At 71.8% G+C, this 21,210-nt stretch carries 15 protein-coding genes; 4 read left to right on the top strand and 11 right to left on the bottom strand.

Annotated features, from left to right (window positions below):
- Positions 1-14: 14 nt before the first annotated feature.
- Positions 15-1,229 (top strand): cytochrome P450, encoded by a 1,215-nt coding sequence (locus POF73_RS40460; protein WP_272124400.1) that lies wholly within the window; start codon positions 15-17, stop codon positions 1,227-1,229.
- Between the two features lie 192 nt (positions 1,230-1,421).
- On the opposite strand, the gene POF73_RS40465 is transcribed toward POF73_RS40460, so the two are convergent.
- Entirely contained in the window at positions 1,422-3,005 is a 1,584-nt protein-coding gene (locus POF73_RS40465; protein WP_272124401.1) for an ArnT family glycosyltransferase, read from the bottom strand.
- A gap of 394 nt (positions 3,006-3,399) precedes the next feature.
- On the opposite strand from POF73_RS40465, the gene POF73_RS40470 reads away from it, so the two are divergent.
- Positions 3,400-4,317 carry an ABC transporter ATP-binding protein gene (locus POF73_RS40470; protein ID WP_272124402.1) on the top strand — a complete coding sequence of 306 codons (918 nt, stop codon included), beginning with the start codon at positions 3,400-3,402 and terminating at the stop codon, positions 4,315-4,317.
- Positions 4,314-5,489 (top strand): ABC transporter permease, encoded by a 1,176-nt coding sequence (locus POF73_RS40475; RefSeq protein WP_272124403.1) that lies wholly within the window; start codon positions 4,314-4,316, stop codon positions 5,487-5,489. Before POF73_RS40470 ends, POF73_RS40475 begins: the two co-directional genes overlap by 4 nt.
- A 7-nt stretch (positions 5,490-5,496) precedes the next feature.
- Here POF73_RS40475 and POF73_RS40480 read toward each other — a convergent pair whose 3' ends face one another.
- The 9 genes from POF73_RS40480 to POF73_RS40520 all read right to left on the bottom strand — a co-directional run bounded on the left by POF73_RS40480 (position 5,497) and on the right by POF73_RS40520 (position 16,881).
- A complete protein-coding gene (locus POF73_RS40480) occupies positions 5,497-6,150 on the bottom strand; it encodes a nitroreductase family protein (protein ID WP_272124404.1) in 654 nt (217 codons plus the stop codon).
- Positions 6,147-7,046 carry a hypothetical protein gene (locus POF73_RS40485; RefSeq protein ID WP_272124405.1) on the bottom strand — a complete coding sequence of 300 codons (900 nt, stop codon included), beginning with the start codon at positions 7,044-7,046 and terminating at the stop codon, positions 6,147-6,149. Before POF73_RS40485 ends, POF73_RS40480 begins: the two co-directional genes overlap by 4 nt.
- A complete protein-coding gene (locus POF73_RS40490; RefSeq protein ID WP_272124406.1) occupies positions 7,043-8,020 on the bottom strand; it encodes a ScbA/BarX family gamma-butyrolactone biosynthesis protein in 978 nt (325 codons plus the stop codon). Before POF73_RS40490 ends, POF73_RS40485 begins: the two co-directional genes overlap by 4 nt.
- Before the next feature lie 14 nt (positions 8,021-8,034).
- Positions 8,035-8,967, bottom strand: a complete 933-nt coding sequence (locus POF73_RS40495) for a nucleoside-diphosphate kinase (protein ID WP_272124407.1) — start codon at positions 8,965-8,967, stop codon at positions 8,035-8,037.
- Positions 8,964-10,064 carry an SDR family oxidoreductase gene (locus POF73_RS40500; RefSeq protein WP_272124408.1) on the bottom strand — a complete coding sequence of 367 codons (1,101 nt, stop codon included), beginning with the start codon at positions 10,062-10,064 and terminating at the stop codon, positions 8,964-8,966. Before POF73_RS40500 ends, POF73_RS40495 begins: the two co-directional genes overlap by 4 nt.
- A gap of 114 nt (positions 10,065-10,178) precedes the next feature.
- Complete coding sequence (locus POF73_RS40505) at positions 10,179-11,816, bottom strand: nucleotidyltransferase domain-containing protein (protein WP_272124409.1); 1,638 nt, start codon at positions 11,814-11,816, stop codon at positions 10,179-10,181.
- 31 nt (positions 11,817-11,847) lie between these two features.
- Positions 11,848-14,571, bottom strand: a complete 2,724-nt coding sequence (locus tag POF73_RS40510) for a phosphoenolpyruvate synthase (RefSeq protein WP_443049726.1) — start codon at positions 14,569-14,571, stop codon at positions 11,848-11,850.
- A 55-nt stretch (positions 14,572-14,626) separates the two neighbouring features.
- Positions 14,627-15,835, bottom strand: a complete 1,209-nt coding sequence (locus POF73_RS40515; RefSeq protein WP_272124411.1) for a cytochrome P450 — start codon at positions 15,833-15,835, stop codon at positions 14,627-14,629.
- 38 nt (positions 15,836-15,873) lie between these two features.
- Complete coding sequence (locus POF73_RS40520) at positions 15,874-16,881, bottom strand: beta-ketoacyl-ACP synthase III (RefSeq protein ID WP_272124412.1); 1,008 nt, start codon at positions 16,879-16,881, stop codon at positions 15,874-15,876.
- A gap of 512 nt (positions 16,882-17,393) precedes the next feature.
- On the opposite strand from POF73_RS40520, the gene POF73_RS40525 reads away from it, so the two are divergent.
- On the top strand, positions 17,394-20,174 hold the full coding sequence (locus POF73_RS40525) for a helix-turn-helix transcriptional regulator (RefSeq protein WP_272124413.1): 2,781 nt from the start codon (positions 17,394-17,396) through the stop codon (positions 20,172-20,174).
- Positions 20,175-20,206: 32 nt separating this feature from the next.
- Here the strand turns inward: POF73_RS40525 and POF73_RS40530 are convergent, their stop codons facing one another.
- The gene (locus POF73_RS40530) at positions 20,207-21,199 is read right to left on the bottom strand and encodes a Gfo/Idh/MocA family protein (RefSeq protein ID WP_272124414.1); all 993 of its coding nucleotides are present in this window, start codon (positions 21,197-21,199) and stop codon (positions 20,207-20,209) included.
- Positions 21,200-21,210: the final 11 nt, after the last annotated feature.

A 21,210-nucleotide genomic window follows, 5' to 3' on the forward strand; every position in this document is an offset into this window, starting at 1 on the left:
CCGACGGAGGATTCATGGCCTACGAGCCGAAACCACCAGTGATACCGACCAACCGCACCTGTCCTTTCGATCCCGACCCGGAGTACCGCCGGCTGCGCGAGGAAGATCCGATCAGCCCGGTCGCGTTCGACATCGCGCCGGGCCGCGAGGACGGCTGGCTGGTCACCCGGCACGAGCATGTGCGGGCCATCATGACCGACCCGCGGTTCAGCCACCGCGCGGAGCTGCTGGCACTGGTGGCATCGCCGCCGTTCGAGGTGGAGAAATACGAACCGCAGCCGTCGGGCCCGGGGTCCTTCGTACGGATGGACGCGCCGGACCACACGCGCTACCGGCGGCTGCTGACGGGCTTCTTCACGGTCCGCAAGATCCAGGAGTACGAGCCGACACTGGCCGGGATCATCGACGACGTGCTGGAGGAGATGGCAGGTCTGGAGCCGCCGGTGGACCTGTTGCCGGCGTTCGTCCAGAAGGTCGTGTACCGGTCGGTGCACTCGGTGATGGGCGTGCCGGAGGAGGACATCGCCGAACTGGACAAGCACTTCTCGGCGATCATGCGGATCGACTACACGCTTGAGGAGTTCATCGAGCACAACACGGCGCTCGACCAGACGCTGGCCCGGGTCGTCAAGGACCTGTTCGCCGAGCCCAACGACAAGCTGCTCGGCAAGCTGGTGAAGACCGGTGAGCTGACCGAGGAAGAGCTGTCGAACATCGCCTGGATCACCATCGGCGGTGCCCTGGACACCACCCCGAACATGCTGGGCCTCGGCACGTTCGCGCTGCTGGAGCATCCGGAGCAGCTGGAGAAGATCCGCAAGCAGCCGGAACTGATGGAGCGGGCGGTGGAGGAGCTGCTGCGCTATCTGACGATCTCTCACATGGGCGCGAGCCGGGTGGCGTTGGAGGACGTGGAGATCGGCGACAGGACCATCGAGGCCGGACAGACCGTGGTGCTGTCGTTGCCGGCCGCGAACCGGGATCCGGAGCAGTTCGAGGACCCGGAGGTCTTCGACGTCACCCGTCCCTCCCGACGGCACCTGGCGTTCGGTTTCGGCATTCACCAGTGCCTGGGCCAGCATCTGGCCAGGGCGACCCTGCGCATCGGCTTCCAGAAGCTGTTCGACCGCTTCCCGGACCTGCGCCTGGCGGCCGATCCGCAGGACATCCCACTGCGTGACAAGGCGATGCACTACGGCGTGTACGCGCTACCCGTGACCTGGGGCTGACCGCAACGGCCCGAGGGCGACGGCGCGCGTTCGCGTACCCGTCGCCCTCGGGCCGTTCACGCACGTACCCGTCGCTTCGGACCCACCGCACGCGTACGCGTCGTTTCAAGCCGATCGCACGCATGCAAAGGCTGCGGGCCGCCCCGGACAGGGGCGGCCCGCAGCCGTCTTTCTTGGGGCGGGGCGGCCGGTCTACTTCTTGGCCGAGTCGGCGTCCAGGTGTGACAAGCGGGGCCACGTGGTGTGCCAAGGGTGGCGCAGGCCCTCGCAGATCCAGACGGGGGTGCCCCAGTTGAGGTTGTGCACCTGGTCCTTGTTGGTCACCGTGCCACGCCGGTGGACGCTGGTGAAGAACTGCCGCAGATAGCGGGCGTCGGCGCCGACGAAGACGACGGTCGCCCGGTCGTCGGCCGGGCGGCGCAGGTACCAGTAGCCGCGGTGGCCGCTGTAGGGCCGCGGCAGGCCGAGTGCCGGGCCGAACCGGTCGAGCGCGCCCGCCTGGTCGTAACGGTCGGTGATGAGCAGCGCCCGGCTGCGCCGGTCGGCGGGCAGTTCGCGGTAGACACGGGCCACCGATGTGGCGAGGTCGGGCCAGCCCACGCTCTCTCGCGCCAGCCGGTCCGAGGAGGGCTCGGTCAGCCGGTGGACGGGGTAGATCGGCAGGACCTGGACCGCCAACGCCGCCGACAGCAGATACGCCACGGCCGTCGCCCAGGCGCGCGGGCGGGTGGAGCGCAGCCGCTGAAGTCCCGTGGCGCCCGCCCCCCACAGGACGGCGAAGAGCCCGGAGACGTAGTAGGGCCGTCCATGGACGACGAGGTAGCAGGCGCACAGTCCGGCGAAGGTCAGTCCCAGGAACCGGTAGGGGCGGGCCTCGCGGGCGACGAGCAGCCGCCACAGCCCGTAACAGAGGAGTACGGCGCCCACCAGCCCGGCGGCGGAGAGCACCGTGGGCAGGAACATGGCCCGGCCGCCCTCCTCGTCGGCGACCTCCTGCGCGATGACCTTGGTCATGGCCAGTTGGGGCCAGCCGTTGCGGGCCTGCCACAGCAGTCCCGGGACCGCGGTGAGCAGGGCTCCCGCCGCAGACGCCCACAGCAGCGGACGGCGCAGCAGGTCCCTGGGTCCCACCAGGAACAGGGCCACGAGGAGCACGGCCCAGAAGCCGACGCTGAGGAACTTGACCTGCAGGGAGACCGCGACGGTCAGGCCGAGGAGGAGCAGTAGCCGGTCGCGTCGGGTGCGCACCCAGCGCACCAGCAGCCAGGCGCTCACCGTCGTGAGGAAGATGTCCAGGGTGGCGGTGATGAGCAGATGGCCCATCTGCACCATGACCGGCGAGACAGCGTACGCGCCGCCGGTGGCGACCTGGGCGGTCCTTCTGCCGCCCATCTCACGGGCCGTCAGGGCGGCGGTCAGCACGCCGAGTGCGGTGACGACGGCGGCCGGTGCGCGCAGCCAGACCAGCGAGCCGTGGGAGACGGCGTCGATGGCGTGGGCCAGCAGAGGCAGCAGCGGCGGCTGGTCGGCGTATCCCCAGGCGGGATGGCGGCCCGCGGCGAGGAAGTACAGCTCGTCGCTGAAGTAGCCGAAGCGACCGGCGGTGAGCAGCAGCAGGGCGGCGGTGGCGCAGGCGATCGCGGCCACCGGCAGCAGGGCCAGGGGCGGGGGTGGGTCCGCCCACGGGGCGGTGGAGGTGTGGAGGCGGGGGAAGGTTCCCGGTCGGTCGTGTCCGCCGTCGCGGCGCACGGACTCGTCCCGGGCTGTGGGGGGCATCGTGACGTCCTCGATCCTGTGGGTCCGCGCCCGAAGAACGGACGCGGATCAGTGAGGGTGAACGTACGGTCGGCGACCGTACTGGACCGGCTCCTTCCCTTTTTCGCGGACCGGAGTACGGGCGATTCCCTAGTCTTCGGCGTCATTGTTGGCCGTCGCCCGGGCGCCTGTGCTGGGCTGGGGTTCCGTACCGCACCGCCGCAGAGCGCCCGCGCTCCCGTCACTGTTTCGGCCGTTGCCGGCCGTCGGCGGTCGGACGCGAGGCCTGGCCGACTCCCCTGGCCGGACCTCGATCCCCCAACCGATCACGGAGAGACGGCAGTCGAGTGATGGACCTTCAGTTCATGTGCGGCGGGGCCGGGACACGGCCCCGCACGGTCAGGGCGGGCACGGTATGACGGCGGCGATCGTCGCGGACGGCGTCCGCAAGCGGTACGGGGACATCCAGGCCGTCGACGGGGTCTCGCTGCACATCGAGGCGGGCGAGTTCTACGGCATCCTGGGTCCCAACGGCGCGGGCAAGACGACCACTCTGGAGATTCTGGAGGGCGTCCGGGAGCCCGACGAGGGCCGGATCGAGCTGTTCGGCAAGAGCCCCTGGCCGCGCAACCACGAGCTGCTGACCCGGATCGGCGTGCAGTTCCAGGCGTCGTCGTTCTTCGACAAGCTGACCACGCGGGAGACGATCCGTCTGTTCGCGTCCTTCCATCGGCTCGGCGCCCGGCAGGCCGACTCGATGCTGGAGCGTGTCGGGCTCACCGAGTTCGGCGGCGTGCCGGCCGACAAGCTCTCCGGCGGGCAGGCGCAGCGGCTGTCCATCGCCTGCGGCCTGGTGCACGATCCGGAGATCGTCTTCCTGGACGAGCCGACCGCGGGTCTGGACCCGCAGGCCCGCCGGAATCTGTGGGACCTGCTGCGGGACGTCAACCAGGAGGGCCGCACCGTGGTCCTCACCACGCATTACCTGGACGAGGCGGAGATCCTCTGCGACCGGGTGTCGGTCATGGAGCACGGCAAGGTGCTCAGGACCGGCGCTCCGGCGGCCCTGATCCGTGAGCTGGACGAGATGGTGCGGGTCAGCGTGGAGTCGGGGCTCGTCGCAGCGGACGTGCTGCGCGGCCTGCTGGAGTCCGCGGGGGTGGAGAACACCATCGTGGAGGACGACGGGGTCTCGCTGTCGATGGCCACCCACACGCCGGGACCGGTGCTCTCGATCCTGGCCGACCAGGGGGCCCTGCGCGGCCTGGAGGTACGCGGAGCCACTCTGGAGGACGTCTTCCTCCAGCTGACCGGACGGGAGTACCGCGCGTGAGCATCGAGGAAACCACCGCGCCCACCACACGAACGGGCCCGTCCGACCGGAAGGAGCCCGCGGGGAAGGGCGGTCCGGGCGGCAGGCGCACGGCCGGGGACGAGCGGCTCAGCCCGGTCCGTGAGCTGTCCCGGACGATGATCCTCAGCGTGCTGCGGGACAAGGGCACGATCTTCTTCCTGCTGATCTTCCCGATCCTGTTCCTGCTGTTGTTCGGCACACTCTTCAAGAGCGACGGCACCCCGCACATCAAGGTGGCCCAGATCGGCGAGGTGCAGGTGCTGGACTCGCTCACCAAGGACCAGCGGGAGCAGCTGTCCAAAGCCGCCACGATCACCAAGGTGAGCAGCGAGTCGACCGCACTGGAGAAGGTGCGCAAGGGCGACTACGACGCGTTGGTCGAACAGGACGGCGGCACCGTGGTGCTGCGCTACAGCGCCGCCGACGCCGTCAAGGGCGCCTCTGCCCGTGCGACGCTCAACGCGATACTGGAGCAGGCGAACCTGGCCGCGACCGGCAAGCCCGCCACGTACACGCTGAAGGCCAGTCAGGTCGAGGACCGGTCGGTCAAACCCATCCAGTACCTGACACCGGGTCTGATGGGCTGGGCCATCGCCTCCAGCGCGGTGTTCAGCACCGCGCTGACACTGGTGACGCTGCGCCGCAAGAAGATCCTCCAGAGGATGCGGCTGTCGCCCATCCGGGCCTGGGAGGTGGTGGCCGCCCGCATCGCGATGACCATGGTCATGGCGCTCACGCAGACGGCACTGTTCCTGCTGGTGGCGACGTTGCCGTACTTCGGCCTGCAGCTCACGGGCAACTGGTGGCTGGTGGTTCCGATGGTGATGTGCGGCACGCTGTCGCTGATGTCGCTCGGTCTGCTGATCGGCTCGGTCACGAAGACCGAGGAGTCCGCCGGCGGTCTCGCCCAGCTTCTGGTGCTTCCGATGTCCTTCCTGTCCGGGTCGTTCTTCTCCCTCGACGGCGCCCCGGACTGGGTCCAGGTGATCTCGTATCTGATGCCGTTGCGCTACCTCGTGACGGGCAGTGAGGACGTGCTCAGCCGTGGTGGCGGCTTGGTGGACGTGCTGCCGACGATGGGCGGCATGCTCGCCTTCACCGCCGTGGTGACCGCGCTGACGCTGCGCTTCTTCAAGTGGAACGACACCTGAGTCACCCTCAGGTCCGGTCGCTGTCCTGCCAGCCGTCGTGGTGCAGGACCTCCGCCAGCGGCAGCCGTGGCCCCGGCCGGAAGGTGGTGCGCAGCGGATACGCGGTCGGCAGCAGCGCGCCCTGGCGAACGGTGGGTGGCAGGCCCAGCAGGTCTGCCACCTCCCGTTCGCGGTCCAGATGGACCGCCGTCCAGGCGGTGACCAGGCCACGGCTGCGGGCGGCCAGCGCGTAGCTCCAGGCGGCGGGCAGCAGCGACCCCCACACGCCGGCCTGGTTTCCCTGCGGCAGCCGGCCGTCGGGCAGTTCGAGGCAGGGGATGACGAGGACGGGCACGCGGTGCAGCCGGTCGGCCAGCAGCCGAGCGCCGGTGATCGCGGAACGGGTCCCCTCGGGAAGTTCGTCCAGCCGCTTCAGCGCGGCGGCGTTGCGGGCGTGGAACGCGGCCCGGTACACCTCGGCGACGTCCGCGCGGATCCGCGGGTCGGTGAGCAGGAGCCAGCGCCAGTTCTGCCGGTTGTTGCCGTTGGGTGCCTGCAGGGCGATGCGCAGGCACTCCTTGACGAGTTCCGGGTCCACCGCCCGCTCCAGGTCCAGGCCACGCCGCACGCAGCGCGTCGTGGTCAGCAACTCGTCGCAGGAAAGGTTTTGTTGAGAGGTCACGGCAGCAGCACCGCCCGTACCACCAGGGCGAGATACGTCACCACGACGAAGCCCATCGCGGTGATCAGTGGCCAGCCGCCGTGACGCCGGGTCAGGAACCGCCGGGTTCCCCACAGGGGCAGGGCCACCGCCAGGCAGGGCAGCAGCCCCGGCGGGCCGGTCGGCGCGAACAGGACGACCTGGCAGCCGACCGCCCCGGCCGCGAGACCCGCGGTGACCGCCGCGCTGCGCCGGGGGCCGAGATCCGCGGAGTACAGGCGGGCGCCGGACGCCGCCTCCCAGGCCGTCTTCCGGGCGAACTCGAAGTGCAGGAACACACAGGCGCACAGGGCGAGCAACAGCGCCCCGCGCCAGTCGGCGGTGACGGTCCCGGCGGCGGTGAGCGACCCGTACACATAGACGCCCAGCAGCACCTGCACCGGGTAGGTGACCGCGAGGTTGAGCAACTGCCGGTCGCGTACCGCCGGCGAGAGGCGTTCCAGGGCGGCGAGGAACAGTCCGTAACCGAGGGCCGCCAGGATCAGCAGGACCGCTGTCACCGACAGGGCCGCGTTCAGGCCGGCCACCAGCACGGTCAGCGCGGCCATGGCGCCGCGCAGTTCGGCCACGGTGATCGCGCCGGTGACCAACGGCCGGTCCGGGTGGTGCACTCGGTCGTACTCGAGGTCCTTCTGTTCGTCCAGCATCCGCAGGAACAGCAGCGCCAGTACGACGCTGACGACCCGCACCCAGGTGGCTGCGGACGGCCGCCAGGCCGTGCCGGTCAGCGCCACCGCGGAGCCCTCCAGGGCGAGGACCCACAGCAGTCCGTAGGTGGCGTAGATGTGGGGCCGGAACATCCGCAGCACGAAACGGCCCAGCCGGGCGGGCACTTGGGGCAGGACGACGGTGCTCACCGGGCCGCCCCCCGGCCGGCGAGTACGCCTGTCAGGCCGGCCGCGGTCCGCTCGGCGAGCCTGACGCGGGCCTCGGCGACCAGGGCGCCGGGCTGGTGCAGGGTGCACTCGATGTCGGCGCCGGGCAGCACCGGAGCGGCCCGGCACTCCAGGGGCAGGTCCATCTCGGCGAAGCGGCGGAACCGGACGGAGAGACCGACCGGCAGCGCCGTCGGGGTGCGGACCGTGCCCGCGGCCACGGCGGCGGTCAACGCCAGCTGCCGAAAGGCCTCCAGCTCCACCATGCCGGGCACATGGTCGACCCAGTGGTCGTACAGGGTCGGGTGGCTGGTCTCGGCGACCAGGCGTGCGGTGGTCACGCCTTCTTGCGAGGTGTACGGCGCTGAGACGACCACGTTGGCCTGGTTCCGCCGGCCCACCAGGGCGGGGTCGACGCGCGGGCCGGGCAGCGCGACCGGGGGCTCGGACAGGCCGAGTGCGTCGCGCTGCCCGGCCCGCAGACGCGTCCAGTCCTGCGCCGGCATCCACGAGTATTCGATGCGGGCGAGCAGAGCCTGGCGTGTGCCGATGGCCACGGTGAAGCGCAGCCGGAGCCCCGTCACCCCTGACCGGCTCCGGATCCGGTGCTCGACACGGACGCCGATGACGGCTTCGGTGGGGCTGTCACCGGGCACCAGGGCGGCCGGGTCCGGCACCTCGAACTCCACCGTGCGGAGCAGGAACCTGTGGCCGAGGGGCACGTCGAGGTGGCGGTGGGCGACCACGTAGATGCCCTGCCGGCATGCCTCCAGCAACAGCAGGGGGTCGTGGTGGGTGCGGGGGCCGAGGACGTCGTCGTAGAAGGGGTGGAGGCGTGGCAGCTGCGCGGCGAGCAGTGTCTCGTCCTCGCTGAGGCGCTCCGCGTCGGTCAGGAAGACCTCGGCGATCGCTGCCCGGTGCACCAACTCCTTCGGGAGTGTCCGGGCGAACTGCATGGGCTGCTCCTCGTTCAGGTCAAGTCGGCGCGGACGGCTTTGAGATGGCGGCGCCAGGCGTCGGTGCCGGCCCCGTCGAGGACCGGGGCGCGGCCGGGCTGCCGCATGGGCAGCACCTTGGAGCCGACGATGACGGTGTCCCACGGGTCGAGGTCGATCCCGAGGTCCCAGGCCGACTCCAGGAGCTGACGCGGGGTGGCGGCCGGGTCGAGGCCGGGGTGGCGGGAGATGGCGGCGCGCAGCCGTTCGGCAGCGGGTTCGAAGTCGAGGTCACGGGGCTTGGTGGCGGCGTAGAGCTGGTCGGCCAGCTCCAGGGCGTGCCCGGTGCGGTCCTCGTCCGCAAGCGCGGAGCGGAAGAGGCGGTCGCGTTCGGCGTCGTCGAAGTGGACGGCCAACTCGCGTAGTACGTCGGCGGGTTCGTCGGGGGTGTGCACCAGGTTGAGCAGGTAGCTGTAGCGGCCGAGGAGGTGGCGCAGCTGGCCGGGCCGGCGGGCCTCGGGGTCGGTGGGCCCCTTGAGCCGGGTGAGTTCGACCGAGGCGGGGACGTCGGGTTCGTGGGCGGGGCGGACGAGCAGGACGAGGGCGTCGGCGTCCTCCAGGAAGAGGGCGGCGAGCCTCCTGCGGTAGGGGGTGGCGAGGTTCCACTGGAAGTACCACAGGGAGCGGATCATGGTGCGGGTCAGCCGGGTGACCGCCGCGCCGACGATCCGGTAGCCCTGTCCGGTCAGCCAGTCCACGGCCGCGTCCAGCCTGCGGGCGACCACGGCGTCCGGCTTCAGCAGCAGGGCGGCGTGGCGGTGGGCGAATCCGGTGACGTCGTCGGTGAGGGCGGCGAGCTGTTCGTAGCTCTCCTGGTAGTAGGTGTCCGCGCCGTACAGCCGCAGTTTTTCGGTACTGCAGCTCAGCAGCGGCGATATCGCGATGCCGTGGTTCGGTTCGGCGGTCATGGCCGGTGGCTCCCCTCCGGTCGGGCGGACGCGGCGGCGGTCTCCCTGCGCGCTGCGGCGCCCAGGTAGCCGGACCGCAGGCAGTGGTCCAGGAGTTTGCGCAGGTACGGGCTGCCCCCCGTGGGGGCGGGTCGGTGGCTGAAGGCCACAGTGTCGGTGTTGTCGAAGTGGATCCGGCGGCGCATGTAGGTGGCGTAGAGCGAGATGACCCGCTCGTGGTAGAGGCGTTCGCTGTCCGGGAGGGCGTCTGCGGAGAAGACGGCGGGTGGTATCCACCGCGGTACCTGGAAGGAGGGGTACTCGGCGAGCACGTCGGAGAGGTCACGCAGGGTCACGGCCCGGCCGCCGGTGGCGTGCAGGGTCCGGCCCCGGGCGTCCTCGAAGCGTGTCGCGGCCTCGACGATCAGATCCGCGACGTAGTCGACGGGCACCAGGTCGAGGAGGGCGTCGTGGTTCCCGGGGACGGTCCTGACCCGTCCGCTGGTCATCAGCCGGACGACCGGGTACATGGTCTTGTAGTCGCGGACGCGGCCGGTACGCCGGTCGCCGGTGACGATGCTCGGCCGGAGCACGGCGACGGGCAGGCCGTCCGCTGCCGCCCCGCGCACCAGGACCTCCGCGCGCAGCTTGCTCTTCTCGTAGTCGTTGCCGAACAGCTGGCCGACGTCGAGTTCGTCCTCACGGGCGGTGCCGTCCCGCTCCCCGCACACATAGGCGGTGCTCACGTGCACCAGCGGCACTCCATGGGCCTGTGCCAGGGCCAGGACGTTCTCGGTTCCGGTGACGTTGATGTCCTGGTAGATCTGTGCGGGGCGGCCGAAGTCGGTGATTCCGGCGCAGTGGACGATCCGGTCCGCGCCGGCCGCCAGGCGAAGCTGCTCGGCGTCCAGGCCCAGTGCGGGGCGGGTGATGTCTCCGGCGAGCCGGGTCAGGGTGCCCGGTCGCGGCTTCAGTGATCTGCCGTTGTTGCGGACGATGTCGCCGTTGCTGTGCAGCAGGGCCAGCACCGAGTGCCCTGCCGTGATGAGCCTGGCGGTGACTTCGGCGCCCAGGAACCCGCTGGCGCCGGTGACCAGAACGGTCATCCCTGCGGTCATCGGCTCTGCCTGCCGGGGGCGTGGGATGTCGAGTGCACGTGTTTCTCCAGTCGTCGGACGGTGGTCGGAGGGTCGGGCAGTCGGGGCGGGAGACCGCGGACCGCGGTCATGCCGTCATGCCGCCTGGTGGGGCTGGGCTCCGCTGCTGGCGACCAGGTCGCGGACCTCCTGGAGCGGCAGCTCCGCGTCGAAGTGGGCCGCGACACGCACCCAGTCGTGGCCGAGCTCCAAGGTGGCCCGCCAGGTGTCGGCGGAGTCGAAGGAGGCGGGGAAGGCGTCGGCCCCGGCGGCCTGCCGCACCAAGCCGATGAACTGCTCCAGTTCACGCAGTACGGCCTCGGCACGCTCGGGCGAGTCGATGCTGACCCGGGTCAGGGTGTTCGCGAGCGTACGGATCGACTGGATGCCGGAGGGCAGCAGGGAGAGCCTGCGGACCAGGTCGCAGTCGGCGGGCAGCGGACTGACCCCGTAGGCGCAGAGCAGTCCCCGCAGTGCGCTCTGGGCCGCGCGGCGCGCACTGACCTCGGCGACCTTCCACTGCCCTTGGCGGAGGGCGCCCGCCAGGTCCTCCCGGGCGTTCTCGACCACCATGTTGGAGAAGGCCAGTGCCAAGGCGGCCGCGGCGAACCGGTCGGCGGGCAACGGGACCAGGTCGACGGCGTCGGGGCCGCTGACCGCTGCTCCGCGCAGCGACAGCAGCGGCCGGGCGGTGCTGGGGGGCGGGGTGAGGGGGCCGGGGGGCGAGGCCAGCGGCAGGGCCGGGGCGACCGTGCCGCCGCCCTTCCAGGCCAGCCGCACCAGTCCCAGCCGCAGGAAGTGCGCCAGAAGGGGGCCGGCTTCCGCCGCTCCGGTGGCACGGGCGTTCGCCAGCACCCGGGGCAGCGGTGTGCCCAGCACCAGCGAGCGCCAGACCTGGCCGGCCCGCTCGCCGAGCACGAACACATCGCGCCGGCCGCGGACCACATGGACGCGTTCCGACGTCTGCCAGGTGGTCACGCCCTTCTGGCGTTCCACGGTCAGCCGCGCGGGATCCCGCTGTACGCCAGTGACGCCGAGTTCCGCGGCGAACTCCACACAGGCGCCGAGATAGTCGTCCACGGCCACGTCGGGTCCGGCGGACTCCAGTTCCCAGTAGCGGTCACGGACGTCGGGCCGGTCCGCCCGGTCCAGCTGCAGGGACAGCCACTTGGGCTCCAGATAGGTCTCGCCCCGCCCGGCGGCCCAGGCCTTGACCGCCTGCACCAGTCCGGCGCGGGCCCAGTCCATCGCCTCCTCGGGCTCGTCGAGGCACATCATCGCCGTCGCGTGGCGCAGGGACTGTCTGGCGGAGTGCGCCCACCAGTCCGCGGCGATGCTGCGCAGCCGTTCGGCCGGGAGCAGGCTCTTGACCTCGTCGACCAGGGCGTGACCGCGCAACGGGACGCTGTTGAGCAGTCGCTGACAGCGGTTCAGCAGGTCCTCGGGGATCCTGCCGACGCGCTTGGCGCCGGTCTCCAGGGCGGCGAACTGGTCGGTGAGCTGGCGCAGCGAACGGGTGCGGATCTCGACCCGCCTGCCGTCGACGAAGAACAGCGACGGCATGGTCGGCAGGTCGTCCTCGTCGCGGCCGATGAGCAGGAAGTCGATGTCCGAACCGGGGTTGCCGAAGCCTTCGGCGATGGATCCTTCGAGCACCACGGCCCAGTCGCCGGTGCGCACCTGTGTCAGTGTCTTGTCGAGCAGGTCCTGCAGATAGTCCTCGGTGAGGATCAAGGGGAGTGCCTTTCGTCCTGGGAGTGCGGATTCAGGGCCGGCTGTCGGACGGGGGCTCCGGCTCGGCCAGCACGGTGACGGTGCCGGCGGCGCCGTCGACCCGCACCCGGGTGCCGGAGCGGATCTCGGTGGTGACGTTCCTGACCTGGACCACGGTGGGGATGCCCAGTTCCCGGGCCACCACGGCGACATGGGTGAGCGGGCTGCCGCGTTCGATGACCAGCGCGGCGGCCGAGGGCAGGGCGGCAACCCAGCCGGGGTCGGTGCGGTAGGTGAGCAGGATTCCGCCTCCGATGTCGCGCGGGGTGTCGGTGACGACCGCGGGTCCTTCGGCGACACCGGGGCAGCAGGGGGTGCCGCGCAGTTCGCGGGCGCCGCTGCGGGCGGCGGGCCCGCCGGTCCAGCCGGCCCGCTCCAGGTTGCCCGACCAGTACGGGGCGCCGTGGGTGGTGAAGCGGGCCGGGGCGTGCAGCTCGGCGTCGGCGGCGAGTTGCCTGCGGCGCAGTGCGGCCAGCTCCTTCAGCTCCGTGTGGGCGATCATGCCCTCGTAGGCGCCCCGGACCTCCTCCAGGCGCAGCATGAACACGTCGTCCCAGGTGTCGATGGCCCCGGTGCGTGCGAGGTCGCGGCCGATGGCGCGCAGCATGCGCTTGGCCGAGCCGAATGCCCGGGTGCGGCAGAACCTGAGCCGTTCGCGGTCGGTGAGCGCGGCCCGGGCCTTGTTCCGCACGCGTTCGTACAGCCAGCGTCGGGGACCGCGCAGATGCTGGTCGAGATACGTGTCCGCCTCGCCGCCGCGGTCACCCGCGCCGCGGCCGGCGGCCCCGGGCTGTGCGTCACGCAGCAGGGTGAACAGCCCGGCGGGTTTCTCGTGCAGGTCGGGGACTTCGAGCTTGAGTTCGTCCGGACTGCGGTAACCGTAGTCGGCGACGTACGCGTCCACGGCGGCCAGGAACTCGCCGTGCCCCGCCTCGCGCAGCGCCCGGTAGGCGTCTGCGTCGGGGGTGCGGTCCAGTAGCTGTCGCACCTCGGCGTCGGCGCTCGCCTTCGCGGCCAACTCGGCCAGCGCCCAGGCGGGTTCGGCGGACTCGACATCCTGGCCCGGGGCCGCCGCGGCCCAGGTGAACCACTCGGGGGCGTCGGGCAGCCAGCGGCGGGTGAGCAGGGCCAGCAGGCCGACGGAGAGCAGGATGGTGGCGTCGAGGGCCTGCATCGGCCCCCACTTCTCGATCAGTTCCCGCTGCATCCGGCGGAAGCGGCGGTAGGTTTCGTCACCGGGCAGCGCGTCGTAATCGACGTTGTTGAACACCTCGTACGCCCGGTAGAAGTCCCGGTGGAAGGTGTCCATCGCTTTCCGGATCGTCAGGAACCGTCCGGTGAAGATCGCCGTGCGGACCAGTCGCACCATTCGGCCGCGCAGCCCGGGCCCGGGTGTGAAGGGGTGGAGCGTGTCCGCGGTCTCGTCGGAAATGCTCTCCGCGACACCCAGCGATTTCTCCAGGACCCGGCGGTTGAGGGGGTACAGCGGTGCCAGGCGCACCATGCGGTACCAGTGGTGGAGGTTGTAGTAGACCCGTCCGTGGACATAGCCGAGCAGATGCGGGGTCCACTCCTGGACCTCGCGCAGCTTCTCGCCCCTGACGCCCAGGGCGCGGGCGTAGCTGTCGTACACCTTGGCGTAGGTGTCGGCGGCGAAGCTGTAGGTGAGCGGGGAGACGACGCCGCTGAAGCTCTCGATGATGTTGGAGTTGTCCCAGAGCCGCAGTTCGCCCTGGGGTTCCGGCGCGGGGCCGAGGGTGGTGACGGGGCGGCTCTGCAGTACCCACAGAGTGCCGTCGGCGATGGCCCACTCGATGTCCTGCGGGGCGCCGTAGTGTGCCGTGGCGCGCACTCCGACCGCGTGCAGCCGGGCCAGGTCGTCGGTGGTCAGGGACAGCGCCTTGCGGTCCTCGTCGGCGACCGGCGACACCTCGCAGCCGGGTCCGGTGCCGGCGTCGTAGCGCTCCTGCTTGTCGCCGATCACGGTGCTCAGCAGGTCACCGGTGGCGGCGTCGAGTACGACGGTGTCGGCGTCGACCGCCCCGGAGACCAGCCCCTCCCCCAACCCGTGGACGGCGCTGACCACATGGCGGTCCGTGCGGCCGGCCGTCGGATCGGCGGTGAACAGCACGCCGCTGCGCTCCGCGGGCACCATGCGCTGGACGATGACGGCGACTCCGCCGGTACCGGGTGGCAGTCCCCGCTGCGCGCGGTAGCGCAGGGACCGTTCGGAGAATCCGGAGGCCCAGCACCGGCGGACGTGGGCGGTGACCTGGTCGAGGCCCGAGATGTTGAGGAAGCTGTCGAACTGCCCGGCGAAGGAGTGCTCGGTGCCGTCCTCCTCCGCTCCGGACGAGCGGACGGCCACCAGGCCGCCGCCGGCCTGTGTGTAGGCCAGCGCGATGGCCGCGGCGATGTGCTCGTCGAGGGGCGCGGCCTCGATCAGTAGGGCGATCTCGGCGGCGATCTGTCCGGCCCTGCTCTCCCAGTCTTCGTCGAGCAGGCTTTCCAGACGCTCGTCCAGCCCGCTGCCGCGGGAGAATGCGGCGAAGGCATCGAGGCCGATCACCGACCAGCTCGGCACCTGGAATCCGGCGGCGGTGAGGGTGTGGAGGTTTCTTCCTTTGCCTCCGGACAGTTCGGCGATCACATCCTCCTCACTGGACGGAGTGAGAACGTGCGGGGGCGGGCGGTCCGATTCCGCGTGGAACGACAACTGACTTCCCTCCGAAGGGACTTGTCGAATTCTGAATTCCGTCGGCCGTTCACCCTCAGGACAGGACGATCGGCAGGGTCTTGTGGCCGCGCAGGAAGAGCCGGTCTCGGCGGGTCGGTGCGGCTCCGGGAGCGGGGCCGAGAGCGGGGAAGCGGCACAGCAGCCTGCCGAAGGCGGTGGTGGCCTCCAGCCGGGCCAGCAGGGCACCGAGGCAGTAGTGCGCGCCGCCGCCGAAGCTGAGCGGCTGGATGTCCTGACGGTGGGGATCGAAGCGATCGGGGTCGTCGTAGCGGGCCGGATCGCGGTTGGCGGCGCCCAGCAGCACCACCACATGGCTCCCCGCCGGAACCGGCAGGCCCCCGATCGAGACGCCGTCCGCCAGCACGACCCGGTGGCTGAGCTGCACCGGTGAGTCGTAGCGCAGCACCTCGTCGACGAAGCCCTGCAGCGGGACGGTCCCGGCCCGCAGACCGGCCATCACGTCGGGGTGCTCGCAGAGCAGGTGCAGGCCGTTGCCGAGGAGGTAGGTGGTGGTCTCGAAGCCGGCCAGCAGCACGGTGGTGAGGTTGGCGACGAGTTCGTCGTCGTCCAGCCGCGTCTCCTGGTCCGGTTCCCGTACGAGGGCGGTCACCAGGTCGTCGCGCGGATCGGTCCGGCGTGCCTCGGCGAGCGCGGTGAAGTAGTGACCGACCTCCACCGCCGCCCGGTCGGCGGCGTCGAGACCGGAGGGGTCGGCCAACAGTTCCAGAATGGCCGACAGATCGGCGGCGAAACCGCGGAAGCGGTGACGGTCCGCGGTCGGCACCCCGAACAGTTCGCAGATGATCTGGACCGGCAGGGAGAAGGCGAAGGCGTCCATGAACTCCACCGGGGCGGAGCCGCCCTCCGCGAGGCCGTCGAGCAGGGCGTCGGTGGTGCGCACGATCTCCGCTTCCAGGGCGGCCACCCGGCGGGCGGTGAACACTTGGGACATCGACGACCGCAGCCGCCCGTGGTGCGGCGGGTTGGCCACCAAGAGGGACCGGCTCAGCAGGGCCAGCGAGGGATGCTCATCGATGTCGGCACCCCAGGTCATCATGGCGAGGTCGGCGCCCAGACCCGGGTGGCGCAGGGCCTGTCGACAGGCTTCGTAGCCGCAGACCAGCACCATGCCGTCGCCGGCCGGCATCACGGGCCCCAGTTCATGGGCGCGGGCGTACAGCGGATAGGGATCGGCCCGTCCCTCGGGTGTCAGTAGGTGCGCGATGATCGACTCCGCGTCCACGGGGCCTCCTTGACGTGGTGGGGGGTTCGGGGCGTTGATCAGTTCCGGTGCGGTCCGAGACGGGGCCACACCAGGGCCAGCGACCCCCAGGTGAGGCCGCCGCCGAAGCCGGCCAGCACCACCTTGTGTCCGGGCCGCAGCTCGCCGGAGGCGACACCGTCGGCCAGGGCGAGGGGGATCGAGGCGGCGACGGTGTTGCCCCGCGTACCGATGTTGGAGAGGAACCGCTGCGGCGGCAGCGCGAGCCGGCGGGCGACCGCGGTCAGGATCCGGGCGTTGGCCTGGTGCAGCACGAAGGAGTCGATCTCCTCCAGGCACCATCCGGTGCGCGCCGCGGTCTCCCGTACCGACTCCGTCATCCGCCGCACGGCCTGCGCGTAGACGGCCTGCCCCTGCATCGTGAAGTAGGTGTCCTCGGTCTTGGCGGGCAGTCCCGTGGACCGCTGCCGGGACCCGCCCGCCGGCACCTCGATCAGATCGCTGAGGCTCCCGTCACTGCCGAGGTTCAGCCCCATGAGCGCTCCGGGCTCGGCCGGCGACCCGGCGCGCAACACCACCGCACCGCCGCCGTCGCCGAAGATCACCCGGGTCGTGCGGTCGTCCGGGGCGAGGATGGTGGAGAACGCGTCCGCGCCGATGACGAGCACGCGGTCGGCGGCCCCGAGCGCGACCATGCCGGCGCCGGTCGCGAGGCCGTACACGAAGCCCGTGCACACCGCGGCCACGTCGAACGCGGCGACAGGTCCGAGTCCCAGTCGGCCGGCCACCTCGGGCGCGGTCGCGGGGCAGTGCCGGTCCGGGGAGCTGGTGGCGAGGACCACCGCGTCCACGGCCTCCGTACCGGCTGACGACAGCGCCCGCCGCCCGGCCTCGACGGCCAGATCGCCCGTGGACCGGCCCGGAGAGACCCAGCGTCGCTCGCGGATGCCGGTACGGCTGCGGATCCACTCGTCGCTGGTGTCGAGGGCTTTCGCGAGTTGGTCGTTGGTGACGACCGTGGGGGGCACCCAGCCCCCGAGTCCCGTGACGACTGCCGCTCGTTCCATGGCCTCCGACTCCTTCCCAACCCGACAGCCACCCAGGACCGCAGGACGGGCCCGGATCAACGAATTCACCGAGGTGGACCGCGCGTTGGCGGGGTCCGGCGGCGCCTGGATGCCCTCTGTCTCGGGTCGCCCCGCTCGATGGCCGCGCTCGCCTCGCGCTCGCCACGTCCGGCGCCGCGCGGGCGAAAACGCCGCGGCCGGTGAGGCGAAGAGCCCTCTTCCTCGCGCGCCGGTTCTCCGGCCGCGGCAGTCGGCTCACATCGCATTGTCGAGTGCGGAGCCGCCGGGCGAATCCGTCACGTGACTGCACTGCGCCGGATGCAGTCGCTGCGGTCACCGTCCGCCTTGCTCGCCGTGTCGTCGGAAGGGCGGTGGCGGGCGACGCGGCGGACTTTCCAGGGAATTCCTTAGAGCCCCGTGACGAGGGACGAAGGCGCGCGGCAGGGCCGGGATATCGTCCGTCGATGTCACACGCCGCGCACGGAGCCAGAACCAAGGAGGCGTTGTTGACCATGGGGACGTCATGGGGCGGCACACTCGTGGGCCGGAGCTCCGAGGCCGCCCGGGTGCGAGGGTTCGTCAGCTCTCCGGGCGACAGCGGGCAGGTCCTGGTCGTGACCGGTGAGCCGGGCATCGGCAAGAGCGCCCTCATCGACAGCGAGGTCGACGGGCTCCGCGACACCGGGGTACGGGTCCTGCGGGCGGAAGGCAGCGAGAGCGAACGCGGGCTGGCCTTCGCGGGACTCCACCAGCTGCTGAGGCCCGTACTGGCGCAGGCGGAGAGCCTCCCGGACCGGCAGCGGGACGCGCTTCTGGGCGCGTTCGGCATCGCTGCCGGATCGGCCGAGTCCGACCAGTTGATCCTGCGCATCGCGGTGTTGACCCTGCTGTCGCACACCGCGCGGCGGCACCCGGTGCTCATCGTCATGGACGACGCCCAGTGGCTGGACCAGGACTCCCTGGACGTGCTCGCCTTCGTCAGCAGAAGGCTGGACGGCGAGCAGATCAGGCTGCTCGGCGCGGTCCGCAGCGGCGCACCGCTCCCCGCGTTCGCACGGAGCCATCCGGTCCTGGAACTGGGCCCGTTGGAAGCGTCCGCCGCGGGCCGGCTCCTCGACGCACAACCGGGCCCTCCCGTCGGACCGCTGCGTGCGCGCGTCCTGGACGAGGCGGCGGGAAACCCACTGGCACTGATCGAATTCGCCAAGCTGGAATCCGGCCCCGGGCTCTGGCCGGTGGAGCCGCTGCCGCTGACCGACCGGCTGGAGCAGGGCTTCACCAGCCGGCTCGATGCCCTGCCCGGAGCGACGAAACGCGCCCTGCTGCTGGCCGCGACCGGCACGGGCACCGTGGAAGGCATCGCGCCGGAGGTCTGGCGGCCGGCCGAGCAGGCGGAACTCATCCGTCTGCGCGGCGGTGACGTCCGGTTCCGCCACCCTCTGATCCGCTCCGCCGTCTATCACGCCGCGCCTCCCGCGGAGCGCCACGAAGCACACCGCCGATGGGCCGCCGCCCTGCGGGACGTCCCGGGCCGGCGGGCCTGGCATCTGGCAGCGGCCGGCACCGGGCCCGACGAGGCCGTGGCGCGGGAGATGGAACGCGCCGCCGAACAGACCGGGAAGCGGAGCGGTTTCGCGGCCGCGGCTGTGGCGTTCCAGCGAGCAGCCGAACTCAGCCCGGACGAGCCGGACCGCGTCCGCAGATTCACCCGCGCCGCGGCGATGGCCGCACTGACCGGCCAGGCGACCTGGGCGGAGGACCTGACCGCCCAGGTCGAGGCGCTCACCGACGACCCCGTCCAACTCGCTCTCGTCAGGCTGCACAAGGGCCAGGCCCTCGCCCTCACCCCCCGCCGCAACGCCGCGTACACCCTGCTGCTGCGCGTCGCGGAGACCCTCGCACCGCACCACCCCGCACAGGCCCTGGAGGCTCTCGCCGCGGCGGCGCTGGTCTGCTACTACAGCGGGGACGCCGGGAGACGGGACGAGATACGGCGCGTCTTCTCGCTGATCGCCGCGAGCCCCGGTCGGCGTCAGGAACAAGAACTCGCATGCCTGTGGATCCGCGCCGCGACGGATCCGTCCGCGGACCGGGCCGGACTGCTCGCGGTGCTCCGCCGGCTGGCGGCCTTCGAACCGGCCGGCCCGGGGCTGCTGGCGGCTGCGGCCACCATCGCCTGGTTGCTCGACGAGACCACGGTGGCCGTCCATCTCTTCGAGAGGATGAGCGGGCCCGCTCTCACCCCGGCTCCGCTGCCCGACGGGCTGCGCTGCGTCGAGGGATGGGTCTGTCTGGAGCACGGCCGCTGGTCGACGGCCCTAGCGGTGGCCGCCGCCTCGACCCGCGCGGCGGCCCTGAGCGATCCGCCCTTCACAGCGGCGGCGCCCCGGGCCCTCCACGCCTGTGTGCTCGCGCTGCAGGGCGACCCGGCCGCGGCCCGCGCGTCGGCCAGGGAGGCACTGGATCTCGCCGCCGCGCAGGAGAACCGGTTCGTGGCCGTCCGGGCCCGCTGGGCCATGGGCACGGCGGCCGCCGCGGAAGGCGACCACGAGGCCGCTTTCGACCAGTTCCGCCTGATGTTCACCACCGACGGCGACGAAGTCCACTACCACGTCTCCCGGTACGGCCTCGCCGACCTCGCGGCCGCCGCCGCCCGCACCGGACGGCAGGACGCCGCTCGTGCCGTCGTGGACCGGCTCGCCGACCGCCTGACGAACTCCTCGTCACGGCACCGGGCGCTGCTGTTCCGCGCCAAGGCGCTCCTGGCGGACGCCGATGAGGCAGAACAGTACTTCCGTGCCGCACTTGACGAGCCGTATGCCGAGGACCGGCCGTTCGCCCACGCCCACACGCAACTCGACTACGGCGAGTGGCTGCGCCGACGGCTGCGGTCCAGTCAGGCACGGCCGTTGCTGGCCGCCGCCCTGGAGACCTTCGGTCGCCTCGGCGCCGAGCCGTGGAGCAGCCGTGCGCTGGCCGAACTGCGGGCGGCCGGGATCCGGCAGAGCCCCGGCGCATCCGACAGCCTGCCCGCGCTCACTCCCCAGCAGCAGGAGATCGTCCGCCTCGCGGCCCGGGGACTGACCAACCGTGAGATCGGCGAGCGGCTCCAGCTCTCCCCCCGTACGGTCGGCTCGCACCTGTACCGGAGCTTCCCCAAACTGGGCGTCACGGCCCGCTCCCAGCTCCGTGACCTCGTCGACGGCCGGATGCCCCAGGCCGCCGAGTTGACCCTGGTCGAGGCCGGCGCCGGGAGGGAAGGCAGAGACGGCCCGTACGAGCACACCGGCTGAAACCCGTACGCACCGCCCCCCCCGTTCCCCCGTTACTCCCCCGGGGAGTACCCGCCCCCGGCCGCGTCGCGCACCGCGTCGACCAGCTCCGCCTGCCGCAGGATGTCCTTCCCCGGCCCCTTCAGATCGCCGCCGTCCAAGGCCGTGCGGGCGAACAGGGAGACCAGTGAGGCGAATTGGTGCCCTGCGGGCAGCGTCCGTTCCTCGAAGTGGTCCTGGCGCTGCAGGCGCAGCACGGGCCGCATGGTCGGCGGGGCGGTGAACGCCCGGTCGAGGGCGATGCTGCCCTCGCTGCCCCAGATGGTGCACGCACAGCGGTAGGACCGGTCGAAGCCGAAGGTCAGCTGCCCGGTCCGCCCGGCCGGATCGGCCACCAGCGCCGCCCCCGCGACGTCGACGCCCGTGCCGGGATCGGCACGCAGCACCGCCCCCCGCACGCTCACCTGCGGCCCCAGGTACAGGGAGGCGGCGCGCAGGGTGTACACCCCGGCGTCGAGCAGGGCGCCGCCGCCCAGCGCCGGGTCATGGCGGATGTCGCCCGGGGGCAGTGGCGGAAATCCGAACTCCGCGGTGAGGTGCCGCACTTCGCCGATCGCGCCCTGCTCGATCAGGGCGCGTACGGCGTCGTGCTGGCCGTGGTGGAGGAACGCGAAGTTCTCCATCAGCAGCAGGCCGGCGGCGCGGGCCGCGGCGACCAGCTCGGCCGCCTCGGCCCGGTCGACGGCGAACGGCTTCTCGGCCAGGACGTGCTTGCCCTCCGTCAGTGCCCGCGCGACCCACTCGGCGTGCAGGGCGGGCGGCAGCGGCACGTACACGGCGTCGATGTCGTCCCTCGCGAGCAGGGCGGCGTAGCCGGTGACCGCCTCGCAGCCGAAGCGCCGCGCGACGGCCTCGGCCTTGTCGCCGCTGCGGCTGGCCACCGCGACCAGCCGCACCGACGGGTCGGCGACCAGCGCCGGAATGGTGGTGCGCTGGGCGATGGCGGCACAGCCGACCACCCCGACGTTCAACACCCGATCTGTCACGGTCTCGCTCT

This window comes from Streptomyces sp. HD (assembly GCF_028369295.1).
GTDB lineage: Bacteria > Actinomycetota > Actinomycetes > Streptomycetales > Streptomycetaceae > Streptomyces.

What these genes read in the sequence shown, in the direction of transcription:
- POF73_RS40460 (WP_272124400.1), top strand. Translation starts at nt 15, where the DNA reads ATGGCCTACGAGCCGAAACCACCAGTGATACCGACCAACCGCACCTGT.
- POF73_RS40465 (WP_272124401.1), bottom strand. Translation starts at nt 3,005, where the DNA reads ATGCCCCCCACAGCCCGGGACGAGTCCGTGCGCCGCGACGGCGGACAC.
- POF73_RS40470 (WP_272124402.1), top strand. Translation starts at nt 3,400, where the DNA reads ATGACGGCGGCGATCGTCGCGGACGGCGTCCGCAAGCGGTACGGGGAC.
- POF73_RS40490 (WP_272124406.1), bottom strand. Translation starts at nt 8,020, where the DNA reads ATGCAGTTCGCCCGGACACTCCCGAAGGAGTTGGTGCACCGGGCAGCG.
- POF73_RS40495 (WP_272124407.1), bottom strand. Translation starts at nt 8,967, where the DNA reads ATGACCGCCGAACCGAACCACGGCATCGCGATATCGCCGCTGCTGAGC.
- POF73_RS40500 (WP_272124408.1), bottom strand. Translation starts at nt 10,064, where the DNA reads ATGACCGCAGGGATGACCGTTCTGGTCACCGGCGCCAGCGGGTTCCTG.
- POF73_RS40520 (WP_272124412.1), bottom strand. Translation starts at nt 16,881, where the DNA reads ATGGAACGAGCGGCAGTCGTCACGGGACTCGGGGGCTGGGTGCCCCCC.
- POF73_RS40525 (WP_272124413.1), top strand. Translation starts at nt 17,394, where the DNA reads ATGGGGACGTCATGGGGCGGCACACTCGTGGGCCGGAGCTCCGAGGCC.